General features: G+C 67.7%; 21 protein-coding genes. 11 read left to right on the forward strand and 10 right to left on the reverse strand.

The features are described from left to right. Window positions 1–3 precede the first annotated feature (3 nt). The 3 genes from ACIPRI_RS05505 to ACIPRI_RS05515 form a co-directional block, all read right to left on the reverse strand. Window positions 4–855, reverse strand: a complete 852-nt coding sequence (locus ACIPRI_RS05505) for an ABC transporter ATP-binding protein (protein ID WP_446620411.1) — start codon at window positions 853–855, stop codon at window positions 4–6. Continuing rightward, window positions 855–2,033 (reverse strand): MlaE family ABC transporter permease, encoded by a 1,179-nt coding sequence (locus ACIPRI_RS05510; protein ID WP_446620412.1) that lies wholly within the window; start codon window positions 2,031–2,033, stop codon window positions 855–857. The genes ACIPRI_RS05505 and ACIPRI_RS05510 overlap by 1 nt, the downstream gene beginning before the upstream one ends. Before the next feature lie 70 nt (window positions 2,034–2,103). Beyond that, complete coding sequence (locus tag ACIPRI_RS05515; protein WP_446620413.1) at window positions 2,104–3,000, reverse strand: LysR family transcriptional regulator; 897 nt, start codon at window positions 2,998–3,000, stop codon at window positions 2,104–2,106. A gap of 98 nt (window positions 3,001–3,098) precedes the next feature. Between ACIPRI_RS05515 and ACIPRI_RS05520 the strand changes: the two genes are divergently transcribed. The 3 genes from ACIPRI_RS05520 (at window position 3,099) to ACIPRI_RS05530 (ending at window position 7,438) form a co-directional block, all read left to right on the forward strand. Next, complete coding sequence (locus ACIPRI_RS05520) at window positions 3,099–4,613, forward strand: CoA-acylating methylmalonate-semialdehyde dehydrogenase (RefSeq protein ID WP_446620414.1); 1,515 nt, start codon at window positions 3,099–3,101, stop codon at window positions 4,611–4,613. Window positions 4,614–4,771: 158 nt separating this feature from the next. Beyond that, on the forward strand, window positions 4,772–6,439 hold the full coding sequence (locus ACIPRI_RS05525; RefSeq protein ID WP_446620415.1) for a GMC family oxidoreductase: 1,668 nt from the start codon (window positions 4,772–4,774) through the stop codon (window positions 6,437–6,439). Between the two features lie 240 nt (window positions 6,440–6,679). Then, window positions 6,680–7,438, forward strand: coding sequence for a sulfite exporter TauE/SafE family protein (locus ACIPRI_RS05530; RefSeq protein WP_446620416.1), 759 nt, complete (start codon window positions 6,680–6,682; stop codon window positions 7,436–7,438). Between the two features lie 4 nt (window positions 7,439–7,442). Here the strand turns inward: ACIPRI_RS05530 and mrdA are convergent, their stop codons facing one another. From mrdA to ACIPRI_RS05550, 4 genes are all read right to left on the reverse strand, one after another. After that, on the reverse strand, window positions 7,443–9,410 hold the full coding sequence (mrdA, locus tag ACIPRI_RS05535) for a penicillin-binding protein 2 (RefSeq protein WP_446620417.1): 1,968 nt from the start codon (window positions 9,408–9,410) through the stop codon (window positions 7,443–7,445). Between the two features lie 32 nt (window positions 9,411–9,442). Beyond that, window positions 9,443–9,964: a rod shape-determining protein MreD gene (gene mreD / locus ACIPRI_RS05540; protein ID WP_446620418.1), complete on the reverse strand. Its 522-nt coding sequence runs from the start codon at window positions 9,962–9,964 to the stop codon at window positions 9,443–9,445. After that, window positions 9,961–10,998 carry a rod shape-determining protein MreC gene (gene mreC, locus ACIPRI_RS05545; protein WP_446620419.1) on the reverse strand — a complete coding sequence of 346 codons (1,038 nt, stop codon included), beginning with the start codon at window positions 10,996–10,998 and terminating at the stop codon, window positions 9,961–9,963. Before mreC ends, mreD begins: the two co-directional genes overlap by 4 nt. 311 nt (window positions 10,999–11,309) lie before the next feature. Next, window positions 11,310–12,353, reverse strand: a complete 1,044-nt coding sequence (locus tag ACIPRI_RS05550; protein ID WP_446620420.1) for a rod shape-determining protein — start codon at window positions 12,351–12,353, stop codon at window positions 11,310–11,312. A 215-nt stretch (window positions 12,354–12,568) separates the two neighbouring features. Between ACIPRI_RS05550 and gatC the strand changes: the two genes are divergently transcribed. The 3 genes from gatC to gatB are packed head-to-tail and all read left to right on the forward strand — an operon-like array spanning window position 12,569 to window position 15,893. Next, complete coding sequence (gatC, locus tag ACIPRI_RS05555) at window positions 12,569–12,868, forward strand: Asp-tRNA(Asn)/Glu-tRNA(Gln) amidotransferase subunit GatC (RefSeq protein ID WP_446620421.1); 300 nt, start codon at window positions 12,569–12,571, stop codon at window positions 12,866–12,868. 5 nt (window positions 12,869–12,873) lie between these two features. Next, entirely contained in the window at window positions 12,874–14,394 is a 1,521-nt protein-coding gene (gatA, locus tag ACIPRI_RS05560) for an Asp-tRNA(Asn)/Glu-tRNA(Gln) amidotransferase subunit GatA (protein WP_446620422.1), read from the forward strand. 5 nt (window positions 14,395–14,399) lie between these two features. Then, the gene (gene gatB, locus ACIPRI_RS05565; protein WP_446620423.1) at window positions 14,400–15,893 is read left to right on the forward strand and encodes an Asp-tRNA(Asn)/Glu-tRNA(Gln) amidotransferase subunit GatB; all 1,494 of its coding nucleotides are present in this window, start codon (window positions 14,400–14,402) and stop codon (window positions 15,891–15,893) included. On the opposite strand, the gene ACIPRI_RS05570 is transcribed toward gatB, so the two are convergent. Beyond that, window positions 15,862–16,557, reverse strand: coding sequence for a DUF4124 domain-containing protein (locus ACIPRI_RS05570; RefSeq protein ID WP_446620424.1), 696 nt, complete (start codon window positions 16,555–16,557; stop codon window positions 15,862–15,864). The genes gatB and ACIPRI_RS05570 overlap by 32 nt on opposite strands. Before the next feature lie 69 nt (window positions 16,558–16,626). Next, a complete protein-coding gene (gene pyrE / locus ACIPRI_RS05575; protein WP_446620425.1) occupies window positions 16,627–17,316 on the reverse strand; it encodes an orotate phosphoribosyltransferase in 690 nt (229 codons plus the stop codon). A gap of 13 nt (window positions 17,317–17,329) precedes the next feature. Between pyrE and ACIPRI_RS05580 the strand changes: the two genes are divergently transcribed. The 3 genes from ACIPRI_RS05580 (at window position 17,330) to ACIPRI_RS05590 (ending at window position 20,208) form a co-directional block, all read left to right on the forward strand. Further along, a complete protein-coding gene (locus ACIPRI_RS05580; protein ID WP_446620426.1) occupies window positions 17,330–18,133 on the forward strand; it encodes an exodeoxyribonuclease III in 804 nt (267 codons plus the stop codon). Window positions 18,134–18,242: 109 nt separating this feature from the next. Further along, window positions 18,243–18,692, forward strand: a complete 450-nt coding sequence (locus ACIPRI_RS05585; RefSeq protein ID WP_446620427.1) for a DUF2141 domain-containing protein — start codon at window positions 18,243–18,245, stop codon at window positions 18,690–18,692. A 10-nt stretch (window positions 18,693–18,702) separates the two neighbouring features. After that, complete coding sequence (locus tag ACIPRI_RS05590; RefSeq protein WP_446620428.1) at window positions 18,703–20,208, forward strand: carotenoid oxygenase family protein; 1,506 nt, start codon at window positions 18,703–18,705, stop codon at window positions 20,206–20,208. 38 nt (window positions 20,209–20,246) lie between these two features. On the opposite strand, the gene ACIPRI_RS05595 is transcribed toward ACIPRI_RS05590, so the two are convergent. Further along, entirely contained in the window at window positions 20,247–21,041 is a 795-nt protein-coding gene (locus tag ACIPRI_RS05595; protein ID WP_446620429.1) for an IclR family transcriptional regulator, read from the reverse strand. Between the two features lie 77 nt (window positions 21,042–21,118). Between ACIPRI_RS05595 and ACIPRI_RS05600 the strand changes: the two genes are divergently transcribed. Then, window positions 21,119–21,577, forward strand: coding sequence for a type II 3-dehydroquinate dehydratase (locus ACIPRI_RS05600; RefSeq protein WP_446620430.1), 459 nt, complete (start codon window positions 21,119–21,121; stop codon window positions 21,575–21,577). 30 nt (window positions 21,578–21,607) lie between these two features. Then, on the forward strand, window positions 21,608–22,594 hold the full coding sequence (dctP, locus tag ACIPRI_RS05605; protein ID WP_446620431.1) for a TRAP transporter substrate-binding protein DctP: 987 nt from the start codon (window positions 21,608–21,610) through the stop codon (window positions 22,592–22,594). The last annotated feature ends 2 nt before the right edge of the window (window positions 22,595–22,596 follow it).

The raw sequence follows: 22,596 nt of genomic DNA on the forward strand, positions 1-22,596 counted from the left end.
TTTCTACCTTCCGGAAACGGTGGTGGGCGGCCGATGCAAGGCCTGCGCCGCGCGCTGGCCCCGGCCACCCAGGAAATACTTTTGAATGAAGGGATGCGGGTTGGCCATCACCTGCGCTGCGGTGCCGGTCACCACCACGTGCTGGTCGGCCAGCACCGAGATGCGGGTGCTGAGGTCGAACAGGGTGTCGAGGTCGTGCGTGACCATCACCACCGTCAGGCCCAACTCGCGGTGCAGGCTGCGCAAGAGTTCGCAGAAGTCGTCCGCGCTTTCCGGATCCAGCCCGGCGGTGGGCTCGTCCAGCAGCAGCAGCGGCGCATCCATGATGAGGGCACGCGCCAGCGCCACCCGCTTGATCATGCCGCCGGACAAGGCCGAGGGCATCTTGTGCGCATGCTCGGGCGCCAGGCCCACCATCTGCAGCCGCACCATGGCGGCGTCGCGGATCAGCTCGTCGGGCAGCACCTTGAGCTCGCGCAGGGCAAAGGCGATGTTGTCCAGCACGTTGAAGGCCGAGAACAGCGCGCCGCGCTGGAACAGCATGCCCACCTTGGCGGCGCCGGCCGCGCTCAGCTCGCCGGGCGGCGCGCCGAACACCGAGACCTCGCCCTGGGTGGGTTTCTCCAGCCCCAGGATCTGGCGCAGCAGCACCGTCTTGCCGGTGCCCGAGCCGCCCACCAGCGACAGCACCTCGCCGCGCTTGATCGTCAGGTCCAGGTCGCGGTGCACCACCTGGGGCGGGCGGCCGGGCGACTTGAACACGGTCCAGAGCTTGCGGATCTCCACCGCATTGGCGTCGGCCTGCCCGCCGCCAGCGCCGGCAGTCGAGTTGGAGGAAATGATCGGCTCACTCATCAACGGAACCCCACGCCCCTGAACAGCACCGCGAACAGCGCGTCGACCAGGATCACGATGGTGATCGAGATCACCACCGAGCTGGTGGTGCGCCGGCCCAGGCTCTCGGTATTGGGCAGCACGCGCATGCCGTGGTAGCAGGCGATCAGCGCGATCAGCACGCCGAACACCGCCGACTTGGACAGCGCCAGCCAGATGTTGGCAAGCGGCACCGCGCGCGGCAGGGTCTGCATGAAGTAGCCCGGCGAAACGCCCAGCGTCAGGTCGGCCGCGATCATGCCGCCCAGCATGGCGGCCGCCGCCGTCCACAGGCTGATCAGCGGCATCGCGATGGCCAGCGCCAGCACCCGCGGCAGCACCAGCCGAAAACCGTGCGGGATGCCCATCACGCGCATGGCATCGAGCTCCTCGGTGACACGCATCACGCCGATCTGCGCCGTCATGGCCGAGCCGGAGCGCCCGGCGATCAGCACCGCCGCCAGCACCGGCCCCAGCTCGCGGATCAGCGACAGCCCAAGGATGTTGACGATGAAGGTCTCGCCGCCGTACTGGCGCAGCTGCTGGGACGTGAGGTAGGCCAGCACGATGCCAATCAGCAAACCCACCAGCGCGGTGATCGGCAGCGCGGTGGCGCCGGTGCTGTACAGGTGGCCCGAGATGTCGCGCCAGGGCGCGCGGTGCGGTGCCCGCAGCATGGTGCCCAGGTCAAGCACGAACTGGCCGATCAGGGTGACGAAGCGGCGTGCCGTCTCCAGCATGAGCGGGCCGCGATTGGCAAAGCGCAGGAAGTGGTCCCACCAGCTGGGCTTCGGGTCTTCCGGCTCGCGCACGGTGTACTGCGCCACCTGTTCCAGCACCGCGCGCTGCTGTGCGCTCATTTCCACCTGGGCTGGCCAGCGGTGCTGCCAATGGTTCCACAACAGCTGGGCGCCCACGTGGTCGAGTTGGCCGATGGACCGCAAGTCCCAGGCGGGGGCATCGGCCGGCGTCTGCGCCAAGGTCGCCGACAGCACCTTCCAGCAGCGCGGCGAGGAAAAGGACAACGCGGTCCAGCGGCCGTAAGCCGCCAGCGCCTCGCCGGCGCGATGCTCCAGGCGCGGCAGGTCCGGATCGAGCGCGCTCGCGTCGGACGACCGGGATGATGGGGGAGGCGCTGGGTCCAGCGCGGACGAAGGCATGGTCAACGAAAAAGCGGCTGCACAGCCTGCCGGATGCATTCGGCAACAATTGAAGCCCGCCATCCTAACGTCATGACCAGACACGTCCTAATGCGGCCCAGGCACTGGCGATGACCGGCTCGTCGGCACGCGCGGCCAGCGAGACGAACTGAAGCGTGCACTCCAGCTGCACCCGGTCGGCGATCACCAGCCCGTGCGCCTGGCTTTCGCGGATGGCGATCGAGTCGCGCACCAGGCTCAGGCCCACGCCGGACTTGATCAGGTCCAGCATCGAAGCCTCCTGGTCCACCAGCGCCACCTGCCGCGGCGCCAGGCCGCGCGGCCCGAACACGCCGGCCAGCAGCCGATGGTGCGCCGACTCGGGCGGCGTCGCCACCCAGGGCAAGGCGGCCAGGCCCTTCCAGTCGCGCCCCAGCACCTGCGGGCCCCAGCCGGCCGGCGCCACCACGCGGTAATGGAAGCGGCTCAGGGTGCGCGCGGTCACGAGGCCACCCGACTCCGATTTCGCATCGCCCAGGAAGAAGCCGACGTCGAGCGCGCCCGCCGCCACCTGCGCCAGCACGCTGCCGCTCATGCGCTGGCGAAGCTCGGTCGCCACCTGCGGCGCGCCTTCGACCAGCTCGCGCAGGAAGGCGCCCAGCCGGGTGAATTCCGGATCGAGGATGGTGCCGATGCGCAGGGTGCCACGCACGGTGCTGTGCAGGCGCTGCGCCGCCTGCTGGAAATCCGAGAGCGAGGCCAGCACCCGCTCGGCTTGCGGCAGCAGGGCCGCGCCGTCCGATGTGAGTGCCAGGCCCAGCGGCGTGCGGCTGAAGAGTGCGAGCCCGGTGATGTCGGCCAGCCGCTTGAGCTGCAGGCTGACGGCCGGCTGCGACAGGTGCAGACGTTCGGCAGCGCGCGACACATTGCCCTCGCGCGCCACCGCAACGAAGGCGCGCAGAATCTGAAGATCGGCCGCCTGAGTCATGTTTATTTAGGCGATTTATAAACTGGTTTTGGCGAACTCATTGGCATTTTCTCTCATGAAAGCCCACACTCCGCCACATTCAGCCGCAGAGAGACACCATGAGCATTTCAAATAATATCGAGCACTACATCGGCGGCCGCCTGGCGGCCAACACCTCGGGCCGCACGCAGGATGTGACCAACCCGGCCAGCGGCCGCGTGACGGCCAAAGTGGCACTGGCTGGCGCAGCCGACGTGGATGTGGCCGTGGCCGCTGCCCAGGCGGCCTTCCCGGCCTGGGCCGACACCCCGCCGATCCGCCGCGCGCGGGTGATGTTCAAGTTCCTCGAACTGTTGAACCAGCACCGCGACGCGCTGGCGCACCTCATCACCGCCGAGCACGGCAAGGTGTTCACCGATGCGCAGGGCGAAGTCACGCGCGGCATCGACATCGTCGAGTTCGCCTGCGGCATTCCGCAACTGCTCAAGGGCGACTACACCGAGCAGGTGTCCACCGGCATCGACAACTGGACCTTGCGCCAGCCGCTGGGCGTGGTGGCGGGCATCACGCCCTTCAACTTCCCGGTGATGGTGCCCATGTGGATGTTCCCGGTGGCCATTGCCGCGGGCAACACCTTCGTGCTCAAGCCCAGCCCGACCGACCCCAGCCCGTCGTTGCTGATGGCCGAGTTGCTGAAGAAGGCCGGCCTGCCCGACGGCGTGTTCAACGTGGTGCAGGGCGACAAGGTGGCGGTGGACGCGCTCTTGGAGCACCCCGACGTGAAGGCGATCTCTTTCGTCGGCTCCACGCCCATTGCCAACACCATCTACGAGACCGGCGCGCGCCACGGCAAGCGCGTGCAGGCGCTGGGCGGCGCCAAGAACCACATGGTGGTGATGCCCGACGCCGACATCGACCAGACGGTGGACGCGCTGATCGGATCGGGCTACGGCTCGGCCGGCGAGCGCTGCATGGCCATCAGCGTGGCGGTGCTGGTGGGCGATGCGGCCGACAAGGTGATGCCCAAGCTGATCGCGCGCGCCAGGTCGCTCAAGGTGCTTCATGGCGAGAACCTGGCGGCCGAGATGGGCCCGATCGTCACGCGCGCCGCGCACGAGCGCATCACCGGCTACATCGAGCAGGGCGTGAAGGAAGGCGCCAAGCTGCTGGTGGACGGCCGCGGCTTCGACGCCAACAGCGCCGGCGAAGGCTGCGCCGACGGCTTCTGGATGGGCGGCACGCTGTTCGACCACGTCACGCCCGACATGCGCATCTACAAGGAAGAGATCTTCGGCCCGGTGCTGTCCTGCGTGCGCGTGCACGATTTGAAGGAAGCGGTGGAGCTCATCAACGCGCACGAGTTCGGCAACGGCGTCTCCTGCTTCACGCGCGACGGCAACGTGGCGCGCGAGTTCTCGCGGCGCATCCAGGTGGGCATGGTGGGCATCAACGTGCCGATCCCGGTGCCGATGGCCTGGCATGGCTTCGGCGGCTGGAAGCGGTCCTTGTTCGGCGACATGCACGCGTATGGCGAGGAAGGCGTGCGCTTCTATACGAAGCAGAAGTCCGTGATGCAGCGCTGGCCTGAAAGCATCGGCAAGGGCGCCGAGTTCACCATGCCGGTAGCGAAATGAAGCCCCCCGGCTTTTCACGCCGCTACCGCGGCGTGTAATTCGCCACCCCCCGAGGGGGAGGCCACACCTGAGGCCTGGCGAAGCCAGTTCCTCGGTGTGTTGCTGGGCTCGCGGGTGGTGGTGCGAGCGGTTTGCCTAGAACAATACGGAGACAACTCTTGAGCGACACGACGTTCGACTACATCGTCATCGGCGGCGGCACCGCCGGCGCGCTGATGGCCAACCGGCTGAGCGCCGGCAACAAGCACCGGGTGCTGCTGATCGAGGCCGGCCGCAAGGATGACTACCACTGGATCCACATCCCGGTGGGTTATCTCTACTGCATCGGCAACCCGCGCACCGACTGGCTCTACAACACCGAGCCGGATGCCGGGCTGAATGGCCGCAGCCTGCGCTATCCGCGCGGCAAGACGCTGGGCGGCTGCTCCAGCATCAACGGGATGATCTACATGCGCGGCCAGTCGCGCGACTACGAGCAGTGGGCGCAGCTCACCGGCGACGAGGCCTGGCGCTGGAACAGCGTGCTGCCCGCCTTCAAGCAGCACGAGGACTACTACCTGGGCGCCGACGACCTGCACGGCAGCGGCGGCGAGTGGCGGGTGGAAAAGCAGCGCCTGCGCTGGGACATCCTCGATGCCTTCGCGCAGGCCGCGCAAGAAGCCGGCGTGCCGCACAGCACCGACTTCAACCGCGGCAGCAACGAAGGCGTGGGCTACTTCCAGGTGAACCAGAAGAACGGCTGGCGCTGGAACAGCGCCAAGGCCTTCCTGCGGCCCGCCTGCTATGGCCGGCCCAACTTCGAGATGTGGACCGGCGCACAGGTGTCGCGCCTTCTCTTCGAGCGCCAGGGCGATGGCAGCCTGCGCTGCACCGGCGCGCAGGTGTGGGATGGCCATCAGACGGTGCGGGCACACGCTGCGCGCGAAGTGCTGCTGTGCGCCGGCAGCATCGGCTCGCCGCAGCTGCTGCAGCTGTCGGGCATCGGTCCGGCCGATCTTTTGCAGCAGCACGGCATCGAGGTGCAGGCCGAGCTGCCCGGCGTCGGCGCCAACCTGCAGGATCATCTGCAGATCCGCGCCGTCTACAAGATCGAGGGCGCGCCGACGCTCAACGTGATGGCCTCTTCGCTGTTCGGCAAGGCGAAGATCGGGCTCGAATACGCCATGAAGCGCAGCGGCCCCATGAGCATGGCGCCGTCGCAGCTGGGCGCCTTCACCCGCAGCTCGCCCGAGCATGAATGGCCGAATCTCGAATACCACGTGCAGCCGCTCTCGCTCGACGCCTTCGGCGAGCCGCTGCACAGCTTCCCGGCCTTCACCGCCAGCGTGTGCAACCTCAATCCGACCAGCCGGGGCACGGTACGCATCAAGAGCCCGCGCTTCGAGGACGCGCCGGCCATCGCGCCCAACTACCTGAGCACCGCTGAAGACCGCAAGGTGGCGGCCGACTCGCTGCGGGTCACCCGCGGCATCGTGGCGCAGCCGGCCCTGGCCAAGTACAAGCCGCAGGAGTGGAAGCCGGGCGTGCAATACCAGAGCGACGAAGAACTGGCGCGTCTGGCGGGCGATATCGCCACCACCATCTTTCACCCGGTGGGCACCACCAAGATGGGCGCCGACACCGATCCGATGGCGGTGCTCGACTCGCGCCTGCGCGTACGCGACGGCCGCGGCGGGCGCATCGCGGGCCTGCGCGTGGTGGATGCCGGCGCCATGCCCACCATCACCAGCGGCAACACCAACAGCCCCACGCTCATGATCGCGGAGAAGGCGGCTGCCTGGGTGCTGGAAGACAGCGCTACCACGGTGGCATTCGAGGCGGGTTAATCCGGATGCACTCAGGCGGTGCGTTCGCATAAAGTCCATGCACTCGCAAACGGGCTGTGGTCCGCAGCGCGGGGGCCGAGGAGACAAATTCGGTATCCACAAAATTCGAACACGACAAGGCATCCGCACGAGATGCCAATTTTTTGATCAAGGCGCCGCTGGTCGGCGCCTTTTCTTTTGGCGACCGCATTTGGGCGCTACAAATTCCATAGCGCGTGCGATGCGACAATGCCGCCCCTTATGGAATGGCTCGTCATCTCCCTCGCGTCGCTGTTCGCGGGCTTCGTGGACTCGATCGTCGGCGGTGGCGGACTGATCCTGGTCCCGGCCCTCTTCTCCGTCTTTCCTGGTGCACCCGCGGCCACCCTCTTCGGCACCAACAAGAGCGCCTCGGTTTGGGGCACGGCTGCTGCCACCGCGCAGTTCAGCCGGCGCGTGCAGATGCGCTGGCACGCCCTGCTGCCGGCCGCCGCGTGCGCCTTTGCCGGCGCCCTCGCGGGCGCCTGGGGCCTGACCCTGGTGCCGGGCGAGTTCCTGCGCAAGCTCCTGCCCTTCATCTTGCTGGCCCTGCTGCTCTACACCCTGGCGAAGAAAGATCTGGGGCGGCATCACACGCCCAACTTCGCCGCCCGCGCCGAAGCGGGCGTGATGTGCGCGGTGGGCTTCGTGATCGGCGTGTACGACGGCTTCTTCGGCCCGGGCACCGGCAGCTTCTTCATCTTTGCGATGGTGCGCGTGCTGGGCTACGACTTCCTCAACGCCTCCGCCTCGGCCAAGCTGCTCAACACCACCACCAACCTGGGCGGCCTGCTGCTGCTGGCGCTGAAGGGCCATGTGTGGTGGCACTACGGGCTGGTGATGGCGGTGGCCAACATCGCGGGCAGCCTGCTGGGCACGCGCGTGGCGCTGAAGTACGGCGCCGGTTTCGTGCGCAAGGTCTTCATGGCGGTGGTGAGCGCCTTGATTCTCAAGACAGCGTACGACGCATTTCTGAAGTAGCGACTCAGGGCGCAGTGGCGGGACCCGTCGGGGCCGGCCACGCCACTTCGCTGGCTGCGCGCGGCTTGCCGATGGGCGCGGTGGCCTTGCCGATGCGCACCGCGGCCATGTCGGCTTCGCTGGGGTACTGATCGAGCAGCCAGTAATCGAAGATGCGGCGCGCGATCGGCGCGGCGGCGCCGGCGCCCCAGCCGGCGTTCTCGACGACCACCGCCACCGCGATCTTCGGATCGTTGGCCGGCGCGAAGGCCACGAACAGCGCGTGGTCGCGCTGATGTTCCTCGAGCGCCTTGGCGTTGTACTTGGTGTTGGCCGCCATGCCGACGGCCTGCGCGGTGCCGGTCTTGCCGGCGGCGCTGTAGCCGGCGCCCGCAAACACCCCCCGCGCGGTGCCGCCGGTCACCACGCTTACCAGGCCCTCGCGGATGACCGCGACGTTGGCGGGCTTGTAGCCCAGGTCTTCGCCCGGCGTCCGTAGGATCGACGTGATCTCTCCCGAAACGGTGTCACGCGTGCCCAGCACCAGGTGCGGGCGGTGCTTGATGCCGCCGGCGGCCACGATGCTGGTCGCCTGCGCCAGCTGCAGCATGGTGAAGCTGTTGTAGCCCTGGCCAATGCCCAGCGAGATGGTTTCGCCGGCATACCACCTCTTCGCCTCCGGGCGCTTGTAGGCATTGCGCTTCCATTCGGTGCTGGGCAGCACGCCGCGCAGCTCGCCGTGGATGTCGATGCCGGTGATCTGGCCGAAGCCCAGCGGCTTCATGAAGTCGTGGATCAGGTCCACGCCCATCTCGTTGGCCAGCGAGTAGTAGTAGATGTTGCTCGACACCTGGATCGAGCGGCGCATGTCGACATTGCCCAGGTAGCCTTCCGGGCTGCCGAAGCGGTGCCCGCCGAAATTGAAGTAGCCCGGATCCAGCACCTGGGTGCCGGCCGCGCGCTTGCCGGTCTGCAGCGCCGCCAGCGCCATGAAGGGCTTGTAGGTGGAGCCGGGCGGGTAGGTGCCGCGCAGCGCGCGGTTGAGCAGCGGCTTGTCGATCGACTCGGACAGCTCCTTCCAGCTTTCGGTGTCGATGCCTTCGACAAAGAGGTTGGGATCGAAGGTGGGCTTGCTCACGAAGGCCAGCACCTCGCCGGTCTTGGGATCGATCGCCACCACCGCACCGCGCCGGTCGCCATACATGTCCTCGATGAGCTTTTGCAGCTTGATGTCGATGGCCAGCATCACGGTGTCGCCCGGCGTCGCCGGATGGCTGGCCAGGCGCCGCACGGCGCGCCCGCCGGCCGAGGTTTCCATCTGCTCCACGCCGGTCAGGCCGTGCAGCGGCTTTTCGTAGCTCTGCTCGACGCCCAGCTTGCCGATGTAGTCGGTGCCCTTGTAGTTGGCCTGGTCTTCCTCGGCCCAGTCTTCCATCGCCTCTTTTTCGCGCTGGTTGATGCGGCCGATGTAGCCCAGTACGTGGCTGCCGATTTCGCCGTGCGGGTAGTTGCGAAACAGCCGCGCCTTGATCTCCACGCCGGGGAAGCGGTAGCGCTGGGCCGCGAAGCGGGCAACTTCCTCGTCGGTCAGCCGGGTGCGGATCGGCACCGAATCGAAGCTGCGCGAATCCTCGCGCAGGCGCTTGAAGCGGCGCCGGTCGCGCGGGGTGATCTCCACCACCCCGGTCAGCCCCTCGATGGTTTCCTCGACGTCGCCCGCCTTCGATGGCGTGATCTCCAGGGTGTAGGCCGAGTAGTTGGACGCCAGCACGATGCCGTTGCGGTCCAGGATCAGACCCCGGTTGGGCACCACCGGCACCACGGCCGTGCGGTTGCTTTCGGCCTGTTCGGCCAGGTCCTCATGCCGCACCACCTGCAGGAAGACCAGGCGCGAGGCCAGCAGGCCGAAAGCCACGGTCACCGCCAGCGCGATCACCAGCACGCGCCGGCGAAAGCGCGCCAGGTCGGCGGCGACGTTGCGGATCTCGGTCATGACCGTGCGAGCTTAGAAAGGGGCGCCAGGTTTCACAAGGGCCGGTTGGCGTCCGGCTCCGGCGTGCGGCGCTGCGGCGCCAGCAGCAGCGCGCTGGCCAGCGGCCACAGCGCAGCCTCGATCAGCGGCGCCAGCAGCACGGCCCAGCCCGGAAACACCCCGCCGCCGATGATGCGGATGCTGAGCTCGAGGAAATGGGACAGCGCGAACAGCGGCAGCACCTGCAGCGCCTGCGACAAGACCGGATACCACAAGAGGCGCCGATGGATGGTGATCGCGAAGAAGCCCAGCGTGGTGTAGGACAGCGCATGCTGGCCCAGCATGGCCGACTGCTGCACGTCCATGGCCAGGCCGAACATGAAGGCCGTGCCGATGCTCACCCGCATCGGCTGGTGTACGCCCCAGAACACGATGACCAGCGCCAGCAGGTCGGGCATCCAGGCGATGCGGCCCAGGGGCACCATGTTGATCAGCAGTGCGACGAACAGGCTGACCCACATGAAGACCGGGTTGAGCGGCAGCAGCAGCTGCTGCTGGCCGGGACGCATGATCATGGCGCCTTCCCTTCCGTGCGGGTCGCGGGCGCGGAGGCCGGCTTCTCGGCGGCCTTGTCCGTCTTGGCCTTGCCCTCCGCCTTGGCCTTGTCGCCCTTGGCCTTGTCCGACTTCTCTTTTTCCTTTTTCTTGCTGGCAGCCAGGGGCTCGGGCGCGGCCGGCACGGGGCGCGGCACCTGGGCGCCCACCGGGGCCAGCACCAGCACGTAGCGGGCGCCGGACACGACGGCGATCGGCACGCAGTAGATGCGGGCAAAGGCCGATTCGGCGCGCCGCTCGATGCGCTCGATCCTGGCCACCGGAATGCCGGCCGGATAGACGCCGTCCACCCCGCTGGTGGCCAGAAGGTCGCCTTCGCGCAGGTCGGCATTGGCGCCCATGAAGCGCAGCTCCATGCCGGCGCCGTGCGCGCTGGCGTCGCCAAAGGCCACGCTGCGCGCGCCGGTGCGCGTGTTCTGCACGGGGATGGACAGGTCGCGGTCGATCACCAGCGTGACCTCGCTGGTGAGCGCCTGCACCAGCGTGACCTGGCCCAGCACGCCGTCGGCGTCGATCACCGGCGAGCCGGGCGCGACGCCCTGCGTCTGCCCCTGGTCGATGATGACCTTGCGGGTGTAGGGATCGGCCGCGTCGTACAGCACCTCGGCGGCGCGGCCGGGGGTGGTGGTGGTCTGGCGCAGCTCGAGCAGGGCGCGCAGGCGGGCGTTGTCTTGCGCCATCGCATCGGCCTGGCTGGCGCGCTCGGACTGGCGGGCCAGGGCCCGCAGCGCTTCGGACTCGTTGCGCTGCGCGGTCTGCAGGTCGTCGAAATACTTGCTGCCGCCCAGCACCATCTGCACCGGCTTGAGCGCCAGCCACTGGGCCGGATAAAGGATGGTGCCGACCACGCTGCGGATCGGCTGTACCAGGTGGAAGCGGGCGTCGGCGACCATCAGGAACAGCGCCAGCGCGCTGAAGAAGATCAGCTTGGAAAGCGCCGATGGCCCCTGGTTGAACAGGGGCGGGGCGGTGCGGTCTAGGGTGCCGAGCGGCATGCTTTGTTTATGCCTAGGGCCTGTTCACGCTATTTACGGGGATCGCGTTCGCCCGCATTGGGGCTGGATGCAAGGCGCCCGTGCGCAGCAATGCTAAAGCATTGCAAGCGCGGGCAACGCGGCAGACGGCCCCAATGCGGGCCAACCCGAAGGGAAGGCATGCCAAAGCGGCCAACTCCGCGTTGCACGCCTTGCGTGTGCCAATGCACTCGCGGCGCCGTGCGCCTTGATTTGTCCGCTTTGGCATGCCTTCGCGACCCCGTAAATAGCGTGAACAGGCCCTAGTCCAAAGGACTGTGCGCCGGCGGCGCTTATTCGCTCGTGAAGATGCTGCCCAGCCGGTCCATGCGCTCCAGGGCGATGCCGCAGCCGCGCACCACGCAGGTCAGCGGGTCTTCGGCCACCAGCACCGGCAGGCCGGTTTCCTCGGCCAGCAGGCGGTCCAGGTCGCGCAGCAGCGCGCCGCCGCCGGTGAGCATCATGCCGCGCTCGGCGATGTCGGCGCCCAGCTCAGGCGGGGTCTGCTCGAGCGCGTTCTTGACCGACGAGACGATGTTGTTGAGCGGCTCGGTCAGCGCTTCCAGCACTTCGTTGCTGCTGATGGTGAAGCTGCGCGGCACGCCTTCGGAGAGGTTGCGGCCCTTGACTTCCATCTCCTTGACTTCGGAGCCGGGGAAGGCCGAGCCGATGCTCTTCTTGATGACTTCGGCCGTCGGCTCGCCGATCAGCATGCCGTAGTTGCGGCGAATGTAGTTGATGATGGCTTCGTCGAAACGGTCGCCGCCGACGCGCACGCTGCCCTTGTAGACCATGCCGCCCAGCGAGATCACGCCCACCTCGGTGGTGCCGCCGCCGATGTCCACCACCATCGATCCGCTGGCCTCGGAAACCGGCAGCCCAGCGCCCAGGGCCGCGGCCATGGGTTCTTCGATGAGGTAGACGGAGGTGGCGCCGGCCGCTTCGGCCGCGTCCTTGATGGCGCGGCGCTCGACCTGGGTGGAGCCGCAGGGCACGCAGATGATGATGCGCGGGCTCGGCGTGAGCAGCGTGCGCGGGTGCACCATCTTGATGAACTGCTTGATCATCTGCTCGGTGATGACGAAGTCGGCGATCACGCCGTCCTTCATCGGCCGGATGGCTTCGATGTTGCCGGGCACCTTGCCCAGCATGGCCTTGGCTTCGCGGCCGACCGCCTGGATCACCTTCTTGCCGTGCGGGCCGCCTTCGTGACGAATTGCAACCACCGACGGCTCGTCCAGCACGATGCCCTTGTTGCGGGCGAAGATCAGGGTGTTGGCAGTTCCGAGGTCGATGGCGAGGTCGGTGGAAAAGTACCGACGGAATGCTCCGAACATGTGCAGGATCCTTAAGGGCACGGATGCGCTTCGGCATGCCGCCGCCCTCGTTTTTTCGTTTTGAAGGGGTGGATTGAAACGTTTTTGCCGCAAAAGCCGGCGCGTTCGCGGGGGTTGCGGCAAAGGCGGGATAATACCCGAATCCCCTCTGGATTCAGCATCCGCGGCCCCTTGCGGGCCGCGATTTCAGCCGGTTTTTGCCGGCCTTTCCACCGATGTCCCTGTCCTCTTCCGATATCGCGCGTATCGCCTCGCTCGCCAGACTTGATCTGGGCGCCGACGAAAGCGAGCGCATGCTCACTCAAATCAACGGCTTCTTCGACCTGGTCGAGCGCATGCGCGCCGTCGACACCGCCGGCGTGGCGCCGCTGGCGCACCCCGTGGCTGCCGTTCAGGATGTGACCCTGCGTCTGGCTGACGACGTGGTGACAGAGCCGAACAATCGTGAAGCAAATCAGAAGAGCGCCCCGGCGGTCGAAGCGGGGCTGTTCCTCGTGCCCAAGGTGATCGAGTGAGCGCTATGAGTGACCTGCACCAACTGGGCGTGGCCCAACTCGCGCAAGCCCTGGCCAAGCGCGACGTGTCGGCGGTCGAGACCGCCCAGCACTTCCTGGCCCGCGCCCGGTCGCACCAGGCGCTCGGCGCCTTCGTCTCGATCAACGAGGACGTGACCCTGGCCCAGGCCCGCGCCGCCGACGCGAAGATCGCCGCCGGCAACGCGCCGGCGCTGGCGGGCGTGCCGATCGCGCATAAGGACATCTTCGTCACCACCGATTTCCCGACCACTGCCGGCTCCCGCATCCTGGCGGGCTACCAGTCGCCCTTCGACGCCACCGTGGTGAAGAAGCTGGCCGACGCCGGCGCCGTCACCCTGGGCAAGCTCAGCTGCGACGAATTCGCCATGGGCTCGGCCAACGAGAACGTGGCCGTGCCCGCCGTGGGCAACGACCGGGCCGTGCCGGTGCGCAACCCCTGGGACACCCAGCGCATTCCCGGTGGGTCGTCGGGCGGCAGCGCCGCGGCGGTGGCCGCGCGCCTGGCGCCCGCCGCCACCGGCACCGACACCGGCGGTTCGATCCGCCAGCCGGCATCGTTCTGCGGCATCACCGGCATCAAGCCCACCTACGGGCGTGCCTCGCGCTACGGCATGGTGGCCTTTGCCTCCAGCCTGGACCAGGCCGGCCCGATGGCCCGCAGCGCGGAAGATTGCGCCCTGCTGCTCTCGGCCCTGTGCGGCCCCGACGTCGACCGCGACTCCACGTCGCTGGACAGGCCGGCCGAAGACTATTCGCGCTCTCTGAACGACTCGCTGGAGGGCCTTCGCATCGGCGTGCCCAAGGAATTCCTGGGCGACGGCGTGGCGCCGGGCGTGCGTGCCGCCGTCGAGTCCGCGCTGGCCGAATACGAGAAGCTGGGCGCCAGGCGCGTGGCCATCTCGCTGCCGCGCACCGAACTGTCGATTCCCGTCTACTACATCCTGGCGGCGGCCGAGGCGTCGAGCAACCTGAGCCGCTTCGACGGCGTCAAGTTCGGCCATCGCGCCAGCCACTACCGCGACCTGGCGGACATGTACAGGAAGACGCGCGAGGAAGGCTTCGGCGACGAGGTGAAGCGCCGCATCATGATCGGCACCTACGTCCTCTCGCACGGCTACTACGACGCCTACTACCTGCAGGCGCAGAAGGTGCGCCGCATGATTGCCGACGACTTCCAGAACGCCTTCAAGGACTGTGATGTGATCGCCGGCCCGGCCGCGCCCACGGTGGCCTGGAAGATTGGCGAGCACGGCGACGACCCGGTGGCCGACTACCTGGCCGACATCTTCACCCTGCCCGCCTCGCTGGCCGGCCTGCCGGGCATGAGCGTGCCCGCGGGCTTCGATGATGGCGACATGCAGAAGTCGGGAGGGGGCATCGGCAAGCCGATGCCCGTCGGCCTGCAGCTGATCGGCAACTACTTCGGCGAAGCCAGGCTGCTGAACGCGGCGCACCGCTTCCAGCAAGCGACGGACTGGCACCAACGCACCCCGGCAGGATTCTGAAGAGCATGAGCGAAACCGCAGCAAACCCCTTCGAACAGCAGCAGCAGGGCCGCCCCACCGGCCCGCTGGTGCAAGGCTACGAAGTCATCATCGGCTTCGAGACCCACGCGCAGCTGTCTACCGCCAGCAAGATCTTCAGCCGCGCGTCCACCGCCTTCGGCGCCGAGCCCAACACGCAAGCCTGCGCGGTCGACCTGGCGCTGCCGGGCACCTTGCCGGTGATGAACAAGGGCGCCGTCGAGCGCGCCATCCGGCTCGGGCTGGCACTGGGCAGCACCATCGCGCCGCGCAGCGTTTTTGCGCGCAAGAACTACTTTTATCCCGACCTGCCCAAGGGCTACCAGATCAGCCAGTACGAGATCCCGGTGGTGCAAGGCGGCACGGTGTCCTTCTACCTGGGCGAAGAGCAGAAGACCGTGCGCCTGGTGCGCGCGCACCTGGAAGAAGACGCCGGCAAGTCGCTGCACGAGAACTTCGTCGGCCAGTCGGGCATCGACCTCAACCGCGCCGGCACGCCCTTGCTGGAAATCGTGACCGAGCCGGACATGCGCTCCACGGCCGAGGCCGTGGCCTACGCCAAGGAGCTGCACAAGATCGTGACCTGGATCGGCATCTGCGACGGCAACATGCAAGAGGGCTCCTTCCGCTGCGACGCCAACGTGTCGGTGCGCAGGCCCGGCCAGCCGCTGGGCACGCGCCGCGAGATCAAGAACCTGAACAGCTTCCGGTTCATGCAGCAGGCGATCGACTACGAGATCCGCTGGCAGATCGAGCAGCTGGAAGACGGCTCGCGCGTAGAGCAGGCCACCGTGCTGTTCGACCCCGACACCGGCGAGACGCGCGCCATGCGCACCAAGGAGGACGCGGCCGACTACCGCTACTTCCCCGACCCGGACCTGCCGCCGCTGGCCATCTCGAGCGACTGGATCGAGCGCGTGCGCGCCGCCATGCCCGAGCTGCCACGCGCGATGGCCGAGCGCTACCAGCAGACGCACGGCCTGTCGGCCTACGACGCCACGCAGCTCACGCAAAGCGTGGCGCTGGCGCGCTATTTCGACGAAGCGGTGGCGGCCGGCGCAGCGCCCAAACTGGCCAGCAACTGGATTACCGGCGAGATCGCGCGGCGCCTGAACGCACAGGAAATCGGCATCGAAGCCGCGCCGGTCAGCGCGAAGCAGCTGGCCCAGCTGATCGGCCGCATTGCCGACGGCACGGTGTCGAACAACGCCGCGCGCCAGGTCTTCGATGCGCTGTGGGGCGGCGAGGGCCAGGAAGTGGACACCGTCATCGAGGCCAAGGGCCTCAAGCAGATGAACGACAGCGGCGCCCTGGAAGCGATCGTCGACGAGGTGCTGGCCAAGAACCAGAAGAACATCGACGAATACCGCGCCGGCAAGGACAAGGCCTTCAACGCCCTGGTCGGCCAGGTCATGAAGGCCAGCGCCGGCAAGGCCAACCCGGCCCAGGTCAACGCTTTGCTGAAGTCCCGGTTGGGCTAACGCCGGAAGCCGTGGCCGAGGGCGGCCACAGCCTGGACAGGCGTACCTTTTCCTCGTCGAAGCGCGCGTTGACGCGCCGCTTCTCGTCTTCCTGGTCGCCGATGAAGCGGTTTTGCACCGCCACGCTTTGCTGGATGTCGTCGAGCTGGCGGCGCAGCGAACTGGGCGCCTTGGCGATGTCCTTGGAATAGAACTCCAGCTCCTCGTCGACCTTCTTGCGGTCCACCGCCAGTTCGGACAGGCGCTTCTTCGCGGCCTGGATCACCGCGTCGATCTGGGCCAGCGCCTCGGTCCGCTCGCGCTCGTGGGCGGCCGGGGTCGGGTAGCGGATCAGCAGCGCCCGCTCGCGCCGGCGCTCTTCCTGGGCCCGCAACTGCGCCTGCTGCGCCTGGCGCTCGCGCTCTTCGCGCTCGGCCTGCTCGCGCGCCGTGAAGGTCGGGTCGACCTTGCGCTTGACGGTGCCGCTCGGGTTGAGCTCGCGCTGCTCGCGATCGCTGCAGTCGGCAATGGGCCGGTCCGCGGTGATGGTGCGGCCACGCGCGTCGACGCAGCTGTAGATGCCGACGCCGGCAGCGGCATCGCCGCTGCGCTGTGATGGCTGCTGCTGGGCTTGCACGCCGCAGGCCCAGGACAGCAGCACAAGGCTGGCAACTGCAAGAAACATGGACTGGTGCACCGGCAACACCTCGGACGGTCAGTTGTTGTGTTTGATGTCGAACAAGGCTCGCAAGCTTCAGGCCGCCCCATAGCGGGCCCGGTACGCCAAGACGGCTTCCTTGTGCTCTTGCAGGGCGTCATCCGCCCGGCTGTTCAGATACTGAAGCAAGTCGTCCAAGGTGGCAATCGCGACAACCTGCATGCCCAGTTGCTTGCGCACGTACTGCACCGCGCTGTGGTCGACGTCGACGCCGTTCTCCGTTGCTTTTTCCTGCCGGTCCAGTGCGATCGCCACCGCATGCGGCGTGGCGCCGGCAGCGCGAATCGCGGCGATCGACTCTCTGACAGCGGTGCCTGCGGACATCACGTCATCGACGATCAGCACCCGGCCCTTGAGCTGCGCGCCGACCAGCGTGCCGCCCTCGCCATGGTCCTTGGCTTCCTTGCGGTTGTAGGCAAAAGGAATGTTGCGTCCGCGCCGCGCCAGTTCGGCCGCGACGGTGGCGCCCAGCGGGATGCCCTTGTAGGCCGGCCCGAAGATCATGTCGAACTCGAGGCCGCTGGCGATCAAGCGGTCTGCATAGAATTCGGCCAGCCGTGCGAGCTTGGCGCCATCGTCGAACAGGCCCGCATTGAAGAAGTAGGGGCTCATGCGGCCGGCCTTGGTCTTGAACTGGCCGAAGCGCAGCACCCCCGAATCCAGCGCGAACTGCACGAACTGCTGCGCGATCGAGCCTTCTTCCTTTTTCACATCGTTCAAAGCCATCGGGGACCCTTCCTTGTTCAAACTCACCAGCCTCAACCTCAACGGCTTGCGCTCCGCCACCACCAAGGGCGTCGCCGACTGGGTCGCGGAACTGGCGCCGGATTGTATTTGCATGCAGGAAATCCGCGTCCAGGCCAGCGACATCGAGGGCCGCTTCGAAGAAATGGCGGGCCTCAAGGGGCACTTCCACTTCGCGCAGAAGAAAGGCTACGCCGGCACCGCGATCTACACCAAGCACCTGCCCAGCGACATCGTGGTGGGCTGGGGCGACAGGGAGTTCGACGCCGAGGGCCGGTATCTCGAATTGCGCTTCGACACGCCCTCGCGCAAGTTCTCGGTGATCAGCTGCTACTTTCCCAGCGGCTCCTCGGGCGAGGAGCGGCAGGCAGCCAAGTTCCGCTTCCTGGCCGGCTTCTTCCCGCACCTCACCGCCCTGAAGCGCGAGCGCGAGTTCGTGCTGTGCGGCGACATCAACATCGCGCACCAGGAGATCGACCTGAAGAACTGGAAGGGCAACCTGAAGAACAGCGGCTTCCTGCCCGAGGAGCGCGCCTGGATGACCCGCCTGCTGGACGCCGGCACCGAGGGCGCCGGCCTGGTGGACGTGTACCGCATGCTCAAGCCCGAGACCACCGGCGAGGCCTACACCTGGTGGAGCAACCGCGGGCAGGCCTACGCGAAGAACGTGGGCTGGCGGCTGGACTACCACCTGGCCACGCCGGCCATCGCGCAGCTGGCGCGCAGCGAAGAGATCTTCAAGACCATCAAGTTCAGCGACCACGCGCCGATCACGGTGGACTACGACTTCGCGCTCTGACGTTCCTGCGGCACTTGGCGCCGCGATTCCCGCACTTCGTCGCAATGTGCTGGCTGGTGGCCGGCGCCAGCACGATCGTCGGGGTTCCTTCTTTGGTCAGGAGCCCCGCATGAACTTCTCCCCTCCCCCGGCCCGCCGCCCCGGCGCGCGCGCACTGGGCGCTGCCGCCCTGCTCTTCGCCCCGCTCGTGGCATTGGGCGCCGATCTGCAGCTGAGCGTCGTCGACGGACCCGCGAAGCCGGCCACGCTCTATGTCGCGCTGTACGACAACGCCGACAGCTACGCCGCCGACAAGAAGCTGGCCGCGCAAACCGCGCCGATGCCGGCCGGCAATGCCAAGCTCGCCTTCTCCGGCCTGGCGCCCGGCCGCTACGCGCTGCGCGTGTTCGCGGACGAAAACGGCAACGGCAAGCTCGACACCAACCTGATGGGCATGCCGACCGAGCGCTACGGCTTTTCCAACGATGCCGTCGGCAATCTCGCGGCGCCGGGTTTCGATGCCGCCGCCTTCCAGGTGAAGGCCGATTCCTTGCAGGCCGTCGTCATCCACCTGCGCTGAAGGACCGGCCATGCAAAGACGCGATCTCCTGCGCCTGCTGGCATCGGCTGGCGCCACGCCACTTCTTGCTCCTTTCACCACCCAGGCGGCCGAGCTCGACACTTGGCAGGCCGACTTTGAAGCCTCCACCGCGCCGTGGAAACTGGGCTTCGCCACCCCGCCGAGCGACCTGCCGCTCACGCCGGCCACGGTGCACGGCCGCTTTCCCGATGCGCTGGCCGGCACGCTCTACCGCATCGGTCCCGCCGGGCACGACCTGGGCGGCGAGCGTTATCACCACTGGTTCGACGGCGACGGCATGGTGCAGCGCTTCGTGATCGAAGGCACGCAGGTGCGCCACCAGGGGCGCTATGTCGCCACGCCCAAGCGCGTGGCCGAGCTGCGCGCCGGGCGGCGGCTGACGGAGGCCTTTGGCACCGTGCCGCCGGACGCCAGCCCGCCCACCTCGGCCGACAGCATGAACGTGGCGAACACCAGCGTGCTGCTGGTGCAGCAGGGCGAAGTGCTGGCCCTGTGGGAAGGCGGGTCGGCCACGCGCCTGGACGCGCGGACGCTGGAGACGCTCGGCGTCAAGCGCTGGCACGCCGATCTCGACGGCATGCCCTTCTCGGCCCACCCGAAGGTGGACCCGGACGGCACGGTCTGGAACTTCGGCGTGAGCGCCAGCCAGAGCCTGCTGGCGCTCTACGAGATTGCGCCGGAAGGCCCGTTGCGCCGCGCCGCCGTGGTGCCTGTGGCCGAGCTGCCGATGGTTCACGACTTTGCCGTGACGACGCGGCACCTGGTCTTCCTGATGCCGCCGCTGGTCTACGACAAAGCGCGCAAGCAGGCCGGCGCCAGCTTTCTCGACGCGCATGTGTGGCGGCCGGAACTGGGCATGCGGGCCCTGGTGATCGACAAGAAGGACTGGAGCAAGCGCCAGTCCTTCCAGCTGCCGGCCGGCTTCCTCTTCCATGTGGGCAACGCCTGGGAGGAGACGCAGGTGTCGGGCGGCACGCAAATCCACATCGACTATGTGCGCTCGGACAATGCCAGCTCGGTCTTCACCACCAACCGCGAGCTGATGCGCGGGCGCCGCGTGGTCAGCGCCGAGCCGCACCTGGCCGTCGCCACTTTGAACCTCGCCACGGGCCAGGCCACGCAGGAGGTGCTCGCGCTGGAAGCCGAGTTTCCGCGCATCGATCCGCGCCGCGTCGGCTTGCGCCATCGCAGCGTGGTGCATGCGACGCAACTGGCGGACGGACGGCCGGGCTTTTGCGCCATCGCGCACACCAACGTCGAGACGGGGCGTTCCCAGCGCTTTGTCTACGGCAAGCAGGCGATGGTGGAAGAACATGTCTTCGTGCCGGACGGCAAGGGGCCGGGCTGGATCCTGGGAACCGCGCTGGACCTGGCGCAGCGCAGGACGGTACTGTCCTGCTTTGCGGCCGATCAGCTGGCCGCCGGTCCGGTAGCGCAGGCAACACTGCCCCATGCCTTGCCACTCGGCTTGCACGGAAGCTTTGTGCCCGCCTGAACGCTCGCAAAGTCTGCGGCAAGCGCAGCTCGGCGGCCTCACCCCTTGCCCAGCGGCGGCCGGCCGAACAGGCTGGAGGCGTTGCACAGCGGGCCGAGTTCGGCGGCGGCGGCCAGCAGCACCGGTGCCAGTTCGCGCATCCGCGCCACGCTCAGCCGTGCGCGCGGGCCGGCGATGCTGATGACGCCGATGGCCTCCCGGCGCCGCATCACGGGCGCGGCAATGGCGCTCATGCCCGGCGCGAACACCTGGTCGATCATGGCGTAGCCCTGCACCCGCGCGGCGTGAAGGAAGCCCAGCAGATCCTGCACGGTGGTCGGCGCGTCGGGCCCGTATTCGGCCGGGGTGCCGAAGCCCTGGCGCGTGACCAGTTCCAGCGCCCGCTCGTCGCTCATGGTGAGCAGCCAGGCGTGGCCGGACGCGGTGCAGGACAGGCGCGCATCCATGCCCATGTCGGGGTCGTAGCGCAGGCCCTGGCCGCCAGTGCCCTGCGCCTTGGCGACCCAGGTCAGCCGGTCCTCGTCGACGATGGAAAAGCGCACCAGCTCGCCGGACTTCTGCGCCAGCCGCTGCAGCAGCGGCTGGGCAATGTCGACGGTGCCCGCGCTGCTGAGGTAACCCAGCCCGAGCGAGGCCAGCTTCGTGGTGAGGAGGTAGTCACCCTGCCGGCGCGCCTGGCGCACGTAGCCGCGCCGCTGCAATTCGGCCAGCAGGCGGTGGCAGGCGCCGAGGGGAATGTCGAGTTCGGAAGCCATCAGCGCCAGGGGCAAGCCGTCCGGGTGGCCGGCGAGGTGCTCCAGCAGCGACAGCCCGCGATCCAGTGCAAGGCTCATGAGGCGACGATTTTGCATCAAGAAACGCGTTTCCAATTTGGAAAGCTTTTCACAAGGCGACTCAAGAATCGTCGTCCATGAAAGACAGCATCTTCATCCTCAACGGCCCCAACCTGAACCTGCTTGGCGTGCGCGAGCCGCACCTGTACGGCAGCACGACCCTGGCCCAGGTCGAACAACTGTGCCGCCAGGTGGCCGGCGAACTCGGCCTGGCCTGCGAGTTCCGCCAGTCCAACCACGAAGGCCATCTGGTGGACTGGGTGCAGGAGGCGCGCGAACGGGGCGCGGCGGTGGTCATCAACCCGGCTGGCCTGTCCTTCCGCTCGATTCCACTCCTGGATGCGCTCAAGACGCTCGAAAAGCCGATCGCCGAGGTCCACATCACCAACATCCATCGCCGGGACGCGCTCTACCAGCAGTCGCTGGTGTCGCTGGCCGCCACCGGCGTGATCTGCGGCTTCGGCCCCTACGGCTACGAGCTGGCGATCCGGGCGGTCGCACGGCAGATGGCCGCTGCATCCGACGGCGCGGCCTGACAACGATTCAACAACGAGGAGACCATCGACATGAACCATCGCATCAATCGCCGCTCGGCCCTGCTTGCAGGCGCCGCGCTCGCCGCCACGTCAGCGGCGCCCGCATGGGCCCAGCAGCCCACGCTGCGCTTTGCCGCCGTGTTCTCGGACAAGGACATCCGGGCCGACATGATGAAGATGTTCGCCAAGGACATCGAGGCCGACTACAAGGTGGAGCTGTTCCTCAACTCGACCTTGTTCCGCCAGGGCACCGAGCTGGTCGCCCTGCAGCGCGACAACCTGGAGATGGGCAACATCGGCCCGCAGGACATCGCCAAGCAACTGCCGGCCTGGTCGCTGCTGACATCCGCCTACCTGTTCCGCGACGCCAACCACCTGGCGAAGTTCTTCGCCAGCGACCTGGGCGCGCAGATGAAGAAGATGGTCGAGGACGAGGTCAAGGTGAAGATCCTGGGCCCCACCTTCTTCGGCACACGCCAGGTTGGCCTGAAACCGAAGAAGAAGATCAACGTGCCGGCGGACCTGGCCGGCGTGAAGCTGCGCATGCCCGCCGGCGAGGCCTGGCAACTGCTGGGCCGCTCGCTGGGCGCCAACCCGACGCCGGTGGCCTACGCCGAGACCTACACCGCGCTGCAGACCGGCACGGTGGACGGGCAGGACAACCCGCTGCCCAACGTTCAGAACATGAAGTTCAATGAGGTGATGTCGCAGATCGTGCTGACCTCGCATCTGGTGGGCTATGACCTGCTCACCGTCAACCTGAAGACCTGGCGCGCCATGTCGCCGGCCAAGCAGCAGGCTTTCCAGGCCGCGGCCGACAAGGCCATCGCCTGGAGCACCGCCGAGCACCTCAAGAAAGAGGCGGAACTGGCCGAAGGCTTCAAGCGGGCGGGCCTGGAGGTGTACACGCCGAACATCGCGGCCTTCCGCGAGCACGCGCAGAAGGTCTACCTGGCCTCGGACGATGCCAAGGCCTGGCCGCCCGGCATGCTGGACAAGATCAACGCGATGAAGTGAGG

The organism is Variovorax sp. LARHSF232 (assembly GCF_052871435.1).